Origin of the sequence: Methylophaga sp., assembly GCF_965655755.1 — a bacterium.
In the GTDB taxonomy this organism is placed as follows: Bacteria; Pseudomonadota; Gammaproteobacteria; order Nitrosococcales; family Methylophagaceae; genus Methylophaga.
Window position 1 is genome coordinate 1 of the sequence record NZ_CBFHHW010000051.1, and the last position, 7,641, is coordinate 7,641.

Consider the following 7,641-nt stretch of genomic DNA (forward strand, 5'->3'; position numbering starts at 1 on the left):
TGAACATAGCGATTCCTATACCGGAAAATACCTCAAACCGCTTCTGCAACGATGAGTCTTGAACAGGAAATCAAACTGAGAGTCATGCAGGAAGCCGAGCTGGATTTATCCGGATTGGTCTGGCTGAATGACTTATTAGAATCGACCCCTTATCCGCAGCATTTGTTGAGTACGTATTTTGATACCCCGGACAGGGCGTTAATGGAATTTGGTGTTGGCCTGCGCCTGCGTCAGGTTGATCAACAATGGTTGCAGACGGTCAAATGCAGCGGACAGGCGAGCGATGGTCTGCATCAAAGAAAAGAGTGGGAACATGAAATTGCTGGGCCTGAGTTTGACCTTGCCAGACTTGCGGAAACTGACCTGGCACCATTGTTAGAGAATAAGGCTGTCTGGGATGCCATTGCGCCGGTTTTTACAACCGATTTTAGTCGCTTAGTTTTGCCATTACGTCTTGATGATGGCACTCAGATTGAAATGGCTTACGATGTCGGGAAAGTTCATGCGGGTAATAGAGAGCAGGCTATCCATGAAATCGAGCTGGAATTAAAAAAAGGTGACATAAAAAAATGCCAGCAATTGGCTGAGTCGCTTAAACGCGCTTTACCACTTGAGTACAGCGATATGAGTAAAGCAGGGATAGGCTACTCTTTATCGTAAGATACTGAAAATAAAGAAAATAATTACGCCATTTTTTTGTGAAATATGACAGGCATTTGCCCTGGATCTTTGTTATAGTCGATGGAACACTTCTTTACTCAACTCAATCACAGAATAGTTTATCCGCTTGCTATTTTGTGTTGATGGATTCACTTAAGCGAGAAGGAGTATCGACTATGAAGAAAAAATGGATCGTGGTAGCTGAAAGCAGTCGCGCCAGAATCTTTTCGGTAGAAAGCCGAACCACCCCGCTCAAAGAAGTTGATGATATGGTCAATGTGGCCAGTCGATTCAAGGATGAAGAACTTGTAACGGATGAGCCGGGACGTAGTTTTGACAGTCACGGACAGGGGGGGCGTCATGCCATGGAGCCGAGAACAGAACCAAAAGAAACTGAGGTTATGCACTTTGCCCATGATCTGGGCGAACGACTCGAGAACGCGCGACGCGTCGGCGATTATAACGATCTGGTTTTAATTTCGTCACCTGGATTTTTGGGTGTATTAAAACAGAGTCTGGGCAATGTGACTCAAAAGCATATTAGTCAGACCATCAACAAAAATCTGGTCCAAAAAAGCGAAGCGGAAATCCGCGACTATTTATTTCACTGATCAATCAATGCCGGCGGCTAAAGGTCGCCGGCATTATCTAGCGAGTAGACAAACCTCTGCCGGTCTCAAATTTCCATGTACGGATAATGGTTAACATGTCGTTATCTCTCAAAACATCGTCAGGAATAGCAGCATAGGGTGCGCCAAGCCTAACAATTCTTACAGCAGCATCATCCAGCACAGTGTGACCAGAAGAGCGTGATATAACGATACCACCAGAAGGTACACTGCCATCCGGATTGATATCCACCGACAACATCAGACTACCAGTGAGTCCTTTTTGACGGGCTTCTTGTGGGTAGTTCATATTACCGATACGTTCGACTTTCATTTCCCATGAACGCATATATGCAGCGGCGGCAAATTCTTTGGTTGAGGCAGATATACGGCGTTTTTTAGGCCGCTTACTCAACGCCATAGTGCTTTTGTCGAGTTTATCCTGCAACTCGTGAATTTCCCCTCTGGCTTGTAGCATCATATCGCGGGCCGAGGGGCGCGGTTCAGGCTCTGGTGCTGCCTCGGCTTCCGGTTCCGCTTCAGTTGCCGGGGTCTCCACTTCTTGTACTTGTCGTTCGGCTTCTTCCTGAGTAATTTTTTTCACGCTTTTTTCTGGTTGCGGTTTGACCGGTTCAGGCGGTGCTGGTTTCGGCTCATCTGTAGGCGGTTCAGGTGTCACCGGTTCAGGTGTGGGTGGCTCCGGTGCAGGATCAGGTTCAATGACTGGAACCGGTTCTGGTTCAGGATTGACTATGGGAAGAGGTGAAACAGGTTCTGATGCCGGCTCTTCTTCAGCAACAGGAACGGGCATATCCGGTGTAGGTTCCGGTGATGGCGTGTCCATCTCACCCCCCCCTTCATTGTCAGCCTGAGCCAGAAAGTCGGCTTCTTCAGGTTTAATCTTATCTTGCTGTTCGACTAACGTAATATCGAGATTGTTGACTGGCGCGTTGGTTGGTTCAGAAAATACATCAAAACTAATCCCCAGCACCACAATCAAATGAATGATAATGGAAATGAGAATGGTAAATACCAGTCGATCTGAGGCAGTGCTTTTTGCCATAGTTCTGAATTAGGGTGTTGTTATCTGACGAATCAGCGGTTCTTGTGAAGGATTGATCAGGTTGACTTGTTCAGCCATCAAAGGCGTCATTTCAATCTGTCCATCAGCTCGCATGAGCATAACATGATCAATTCCCATGGAAGCAGCAATTTGCGGCCACTCCTTACCCGCGACTATTAATGCTGTTGCCGCTGCATCAGCACGTGCCGCCTGCTGATGGAGCACTGTTACTGAGATATTATCGCTGGCCGGGTAGCCGGTGCGTGGGTCAATGATATGGGGATAACGTTTACCCTCATAGGTGAAATAACGTTCATAGTCACCGGAAGTAAATACGCTTTCATCCTGATTCAGTGCTATAGAGGCCATCAAGCCGCCTTCTTTTCGGGGATGACGAATACCTATTCGCCATGGCCTATCACCATGACTCCCAATGGCACGTAGATCGCCACCGATATTAATGATGGCATTCTTGATACCCTGATCTTTTAAGGCGGTTATGGCTGCATCAACAGCGGTGCCTTTGGCAAAGCCACCAAAACCTAGTTTAGCCATGTTGTTGTTACTGCTGAGTACACCCTTGTTGATATGTACATCTTCCATTGTCGGGGAAGCTTGTAACCAGGCTTTTATCTGATCACGTGACGGCGGCGGTCTGGATTCAAACCAGTTATCCCGGTGATAACCCCATAGTTCAAATAATTTTCCGGCGGCAGGGTTAAACAGATGCTGACTGTCGTGGGCATATGAAGTGGCTTCTTCAATGACCGCGGTCACATCAGCCGAAACCTCAATAGACTCGCCTTTGGCGATGGCTTCATTAATACGGGTCAAGGTACTGGGTTGCCATGCATGCCAGGTGTCGTTGACGTTATTGAAAGCATTTTCCAAAGCTTCGACAGTTTTTTCGGCAGTTTCATTATCAACACCGTAAATGCTGACATCGATTTCTGTGCCAAAAGCATAAAATTTTGCCTGCCTGGCACGATCAGAGTCACCACAGGCAGCGAGCAGGCAGGTAAGAACTAACAATAGAGGAACAATTTTCATTTGAGTCTTTTTTCAATCGCATTCATTAAATCACCCGCGATATCGATGCCAAACTGACGATCAAGTTCACGGATACAGGTCGGGCTGGTGACATTAATTTCGGTTAAATAATCACCGATGACGTCAAGTCCGACGAAGATTAATCCTTTTTCCCGTAACTTGTCGCCAACTTGTGCACAAATCCATCGATCTCGTTCGGTTAAGGGGCGTCCTTCTGCTCTACCACCTGCAGCAAGATTACCGCGGGTTTCGCCATCCGCAGGAATACGGGCCAGAGCATAAGGAACGGGCTCGCCATCAATCAGCAGAATACGTTTATCACCGTCACTGATTTCTGGGAGGTATTTCTGTGCCATGATCGATTGTTGACCATGCTCACTCAGCGTTTCGACAATCACAGAAAAGTTTGGATCACCTTGATTAACCCGGAATATAGATGCGCCGCCCATGCCATCCAACGGTTTCAGAATAATGTCTCCATGTGTTTGTTGGAATTCACGGATCAGGTGCTTCTGACGTGTGACCAGTGTAGGAGGGCAGCAGTGGGGAAACCAGGCAGTGAATAACTTTTCATTGGCATCACGCAGGCTTTGCGGATCATTCACTATGACTACACCGGCAGCCTGAGCCTGTTCCAGTAGGTATGTGCTGTAAACGTATTCCATATCAAACGGCGGGTCTTTGCGCATCAGGATTGCTTCGACATCAGTGATGGGCCGGGTTTGCATGTCGCCGAGCTCAAACCACTTGTCAGCGTTTTCAAATACCTCTAATGGCCGCATTTCTGCAAACACATGGCCGTCACGTAGAAACAGATCTTGCTGTTCCATGTATAAAATTTGCCAACCTTTGGCCTGGGCCGCCAAAAGCATCGCAAAGCTGCTGTCTTTTTTGATATTGATCCTGGCTACGGGATCCATAACGATGCCGATAGAACGTTGCATAGTTTTACTCTGTATTCGGAGGCGTTGGAACGCATTGTACCTGATTCGCCTTATTTCTAACCTAAGACAGACCGCTTTTGTCATGCCATTATGAAGCAATTTTTACTTTTATCTTAGGCCTGACTCTACAAGCAGGCTCCGGATTCGCTATAATCGCAAGGGTTTTGACTTTGGATTATGAAATCGAGCTAATGACTAATAAAGCGGTGATGAAGGCGGAGACGCCAAGAACCTTTCAGGAACTGATTCTGAGGCTGCAAAAGTACTGGGCTGAACAAGGCTGTGTGCTACTGCAACCTTATGATATGGAAGTAGGGGCCGGCACATTCCATCCGGCAACATTTTTGCGCGCCATTGGACCAGAGCCATGGAGTGCTGCCTATGTGCAACCATCGCGTCGTCCCACCGATGGCCGCTATGGTGAAAACCCGAATCGTCTGCAGCATTATTATCAGTTTCAGGTTGTTCTGAAACCATCACCGATTAATATTCAGGAACTGTATCTTGGCTCGCTGGAAATGCTGGGACTCGATACTTCCGTGCATGATATCCGGTTCGTGGAAGATAATTGGGAATCGCCTACGCTGGGTGCCTGGGGGCTGGGCTGGGAAGTCTGGCTGAATGGCATGGAGGTGACACAGTTCACCTACTTCCAGCAGGTGGGTGGGCTTGAATGTCGTCCGGTCACCGGTGAAATCACCTATGGCTTGGAACGTATCGCGATGTATCTGCAAGGCGTCAGCAGTGTTTATGATCTTATCTGGGCTGATGGTCCAATGGGGACCGTGACCTATGGTGATGTTTTCCTGCAAAATGAAGTGGAAATGTCGGAATATAATTTCGAACATGCTGACGTTGAGCACTTATTCCGAACCTTTGATACCTGCGAAAGCGAGAGTCAGCGAATGATAGAAGCCGGCCTGCCATTGCCTGCTTATGAGCTGGTCTTAAAAGCCTCTCATACGTTTAATCTGCTGGATGCACGTAAAGCGATTTCGGTTACCGAAAGACAACGCTTTATTCTGCGTGTGAGAACACTGGCACGTGCCGTGGCACAGGCTTACTACGATCGACGTGAGTCACTGGGTTTCCCGATGGTGCAGGAATCACAACCGGAGGCTCAGGAATGAAGGAGACGCAGGACTTATTGATTGAGTTGGGCACGGAAGAGTTGCCACCTAAAGCGCTGGCAAAGCTGAGCAATGCCTTTCATCAAGGTGTTGAACAAGGCCTGAAAAAGGCCGATCTCAGCTTTGGCGATATCACAGCTTATGCGACACCACGTCGTCTGGCGCTGGTTATCAGTCATTTACAGACGCGCCAGCAGGATCGTATTGCTGAACGTCGTGGTCCGGCTGTCACTTCCGCCTTTGATGAAGATGGTAATCCGACAAAAGCGTTACTGGGGTTTGCTAAATCCTGTGGCATTGATGTCGATGATTTGGAAACCATGAAAACGGATAAAGGCGCCTGGCTGGTTTTCAAGCAACAACAGGAAGGCGCAGAAACCACCTCGTTACTCCCTGAGATTATCCAACAGGCTTTGAATGATCTGCCTATCCCCAAGCGTATGCGCTGGGGTGATTTGCCGGGTGAGTTTGTGCGTCCGGTCCATTGGTTGGTGGTGCTGTTAGGTGATGAGGTTGTCCCCGTCGAGTTATTGGGCGTGCGTTCCGATCGCATGAGTCGTGGTCACCGATTCCACAATCCACAGCCCATCATGATCACGTCACCAATGACGTATGCACCCCAACTGGAAACAGAAGGGCATGTGCTGGTGGATTATGATGCCCGTAAGCAAATCATCCATTCGCAGGTGAAAGAATTGGCTGATCAGCTTGGTGGTGAAGCCGTCATTAACCCTGATTTACTGGAAGAAGTAACTGGTTTGGTGGAATGGCCGGTCGCCTTGGCGGGTAATTTTGACACGCGCTTTTTAGCGTTACCGCCGGAAGCTTTGATTTCATCGATGGAAGGCCATCAGAAATATTTTGCTGTCCGATCTGAAAAAGGCGATCTGCTGCCGCATTTTATTACGGTGAGTAATATTGCCAGTCAGGATCCGGCTCAGGTCATTGCGGGTAATGAGCGTGTGATTCTACCGCGCTTAAGTGACTCTGCTTTTTTCTGGGATACTGATCGGAAACAGCCACTGGCCACTCGTCAGGAACAGCTTAAAACCATTGTGTTTCAGAATAAACTGGGCACAGTACATGACAAGTCACAGCGTGTGGCAAAACTGGCTGCCGAGATTGCGAGACAGATCGACGGTGAACCAGCCTTGGCTGAGCGTGCAGCGATGTTGGCAAAATGTGATCTTGTCACGGAAATGGTCGGTGAGTTCCCTGATCTACAGGGCATCATGGGCCGATACTATGCGCGTCTTGATGGCGAAGATAATGAAGTTGCTGAAGCGCTGGATGAACAATATCTGCCACGATTTGCCGGTGATAACCTACCAGCAACACGCACCGGACAAGCGGTGAGCCTGGCTGAAAAACTGGACACCATAACGGGCTTGTTTGGTATTGGCCAACCGCCATCGGGTGTGAAAGATCCCTTTGCTCTGCGTCGTGCAGCGCTGGGTGTACTTCGTATTATTATTGAAAACAAGCTGGATCTGGATTTGGCTTCTCTGGTCGACTTTGCGGCAGATACTTGTGGTGATAGCTTGACTGAAAAAGACGTCACCAGTCAGGTTATGCAGTATTTCTATGACAGGTTGCGCGGCTATGCCATAGAGCAAGGCAGTAAAGCCGATGAGTTTGAATCGGTGCTGGCTGTTAAACCAAGCCGTCCTTTGGACTTTATGCAACGCCTCAAAGCGGTGGCGGCTTTCCGTCAATTGGAGCAGGCTGAATCTCTGGCGGCAGGAAATAAACGTATAGGCAACATCCTGCGCAAGAATGATGCGGAAGCAGAAGGTTTGTCAGTAGATGAATCCTTGCTGCAGGAGGCTGCAGAAAAAGCGCTGGCAGAGAAACTGACACAAGCGGAGCAGGATCTTGCGCCTCTTTCTGCTCAGGCAGACTATACCGGTGTATTGAATTATCTGGCGGGTATGCGGGAAACAATCGACGCGTTTTTTGACCAAGTGATGGTGATGGCGGATGATGAAGCCGTCAGGCAAAATCGTCTGGCTTTACTGAACCAGACCCGAGCATTATTTCTGGGTGTGGCTGATATTTCTTGCCTGCAGGAATAACAGGAGCAGCGTATGTCGTTGATTATTCTGGACCGAGATGGTGTGATTAATCATGACTCTGATGAGTTCATCAAAAACCCAGCAGAATGGGAGCCCATAGAAGGAAGTCTG

General features: G+C 48.4%; 7 protein-coding genes and 1 pseudogene. 5 read left to right on the plus strand and 3 right to left on the minus strand.

What is annotated here, in order from left to right; translation table 11 throughout:
- The first annotated feature begins 51 nt into the window (after window positions 1-51).
- Both ACTF5U_RS11905 and ACTF5U_RS11910 read left to right on the plus strand, forming a co-directional pair.
- Window positions 52-660 (plus strand): CYTH domain-containing protein, encoded by a 609-nt coding sequence (locus ACTF5U_RS11905; protein ID WP_438971851.1) that lies wholly within the window; start codon window positions 52-54, stop codon window positions 658-660.
- A 176-nt stretch (window positions 661-836) separates the two neighbouring features.
- Window positions 837-1,271, plus strand: a complete 435-nt coding sequence (locus tag ACTF5U_RS11910; RefSeq protein WP_438971852.1) for a host attachment protein — start codon at window positions 837-839, stop codon at window positions 1,269-1,271.
- A 37-nt stretch (window positions 1,272-1,308) separates the two neighbouring features.
- Here ACTF5U_RS11910 and ACTF5U_RS11915 read toward each other — a convergent pair whose 3' ends face one another.
- From ACTF5U_RS11915 to gshB, 3 genes are read right to left on the minus strand one after another with little or no spacing between them, the layout of a single operon-like run.
- Window positions 1,309-2,331 carry a TonB family protein gene (locus tag ACTF5U_RS11915; RefSeq protein ID WP_438971853.1) on the minus strand — a complete coding sequence of 341 codons (1,023 nt, stop codon included), beginning with the start codon at window positions 2,329-2,331 and terminating at the stop codon, window positions 1,309-1,311.
- Window positions 2,332-2,340: 9 nt separating this feature from the next.
- Window positions 2,341-3,381 (minus strand): FAD:protein FMN transferase, encoded by a 1,041-nt coding sequence (locus ACTF5U_RS11920; RefSeq protein ID WP_438971854.1) that lies wholly within the window; start codon window positions 3,379-3,381, stop codon window positions 2,341-2,343.
- Window positions 3,378-4,325 carry a glutathione synthase gene (gshB, locus tag ACTF5U_RS11925; protein WP_438971855.1) on the minus strand — a complete coding sequence of 316 codons (948 nt, stop codon included), beginning with the start codon at window positions 4,323-4,325 and terminating at the stop codon, window positions 3,378-3,380. Before gshB ends, ACTF5U_RS11920 begins: the two co-directional genes overlap by 4 nt.
- Before the next feature lie 191 nt (window positions 4,326-4,516).
- On the opposite strand from gshB, the gene glyQ reads away from it, so the two are divergent.
- The 3 genes and pseudogenes from glyQ to ACTF5U_RS11940 all read left to right on the plus strand — a co-directional run.
- The gene (gene glyQ / locus ACTF5U_RS11930; RefSeq protein ID WP_438971856.1) at window positions 4,517-5,455 is read left to right on the plus strand and encodes a glycine--tRNA ligase subunit alpha; all 939 of its coding nucleotides are present in this window, start codon (window positions 4,517-4,519) and stop codon (window positions 5,453-5,455) included.
- On the plus strand, window positions 5,452-7,530 hold the full coding sequence (gene glyS / locus ACTF5U_RS11935) for a glycine--tRNA ligase subunit beta (RefSeq protein WP_438971857.1): 2,079 nt from the start codon (window positions 5,452-5,454) through the stop codon (window positions 7,528-7,530). Before glyQ ends, glyS begins: the two co-directional genes overlap by 4 nt.
- Before the next feature lie 12 nt (window positions 7,531-7,542).
- Window positions 7,543-7,641: pseudogene (locus ACTF5U_RS11940) on the plus strand (D-glycero-beta-D-manno-heptose-1,7-bisphosphate 7-phosphatase); the annotation flags it as partial.

Excerpts from the sequence above, each read along its gene's own strand:
- ACTF5U_RS11920 (WP_438971854.1), bottom strand. The coding sequence starts at position 3,381 with ATGAAAATTGTTCCTCTATTGTTAGTTCTTACCTGCCTGCTCGCTGCC.
- glyS (WP_438971857.1), top strand. The coding sequence starts at position 5,452 with ATGAAGGAGACGCAGGACTTATTGATTGAGTTGGGCACGGAAGAGTTG.
- ACTF5U_RS11905 (WP_438971851.1), top strand. The coding sequence starts at position 52 with ATGAGTCTTGAACAGGAAATCAAACTGAGAGTCATGCAGGAAGCCGAG.
- glyQ (WP_438971856.1), top strand. The coding sequence starts at position 4,517 with ATGACTAATAAAGCGGTGATGAAGGCGGAGACGCCAAGAACCTTTCAG.
- gshB (WP_438971855.1), bottom strand. The coding sequence starts at position 4,325 with ATGCAACGTTCTATCGGCATCGTTATGGATCCCGTAGCCAGGATCAAT.
- ACTF5U_RS11910 (WP_438971852.1), top strand. The coding sequence starts at position 837 with ATGAAGAAAAAATGGATCGTGGTAGCTGAAAGCAGTCGCGCCAGAATC.
- ACTF5U_RS11915 (WP_438971853.1), bottom strand. The coding sequence starts at position 2,331 with ATGGCAAAAAGCACTGCCTCAGATCGACTGGTATTTACCATTCTCATT.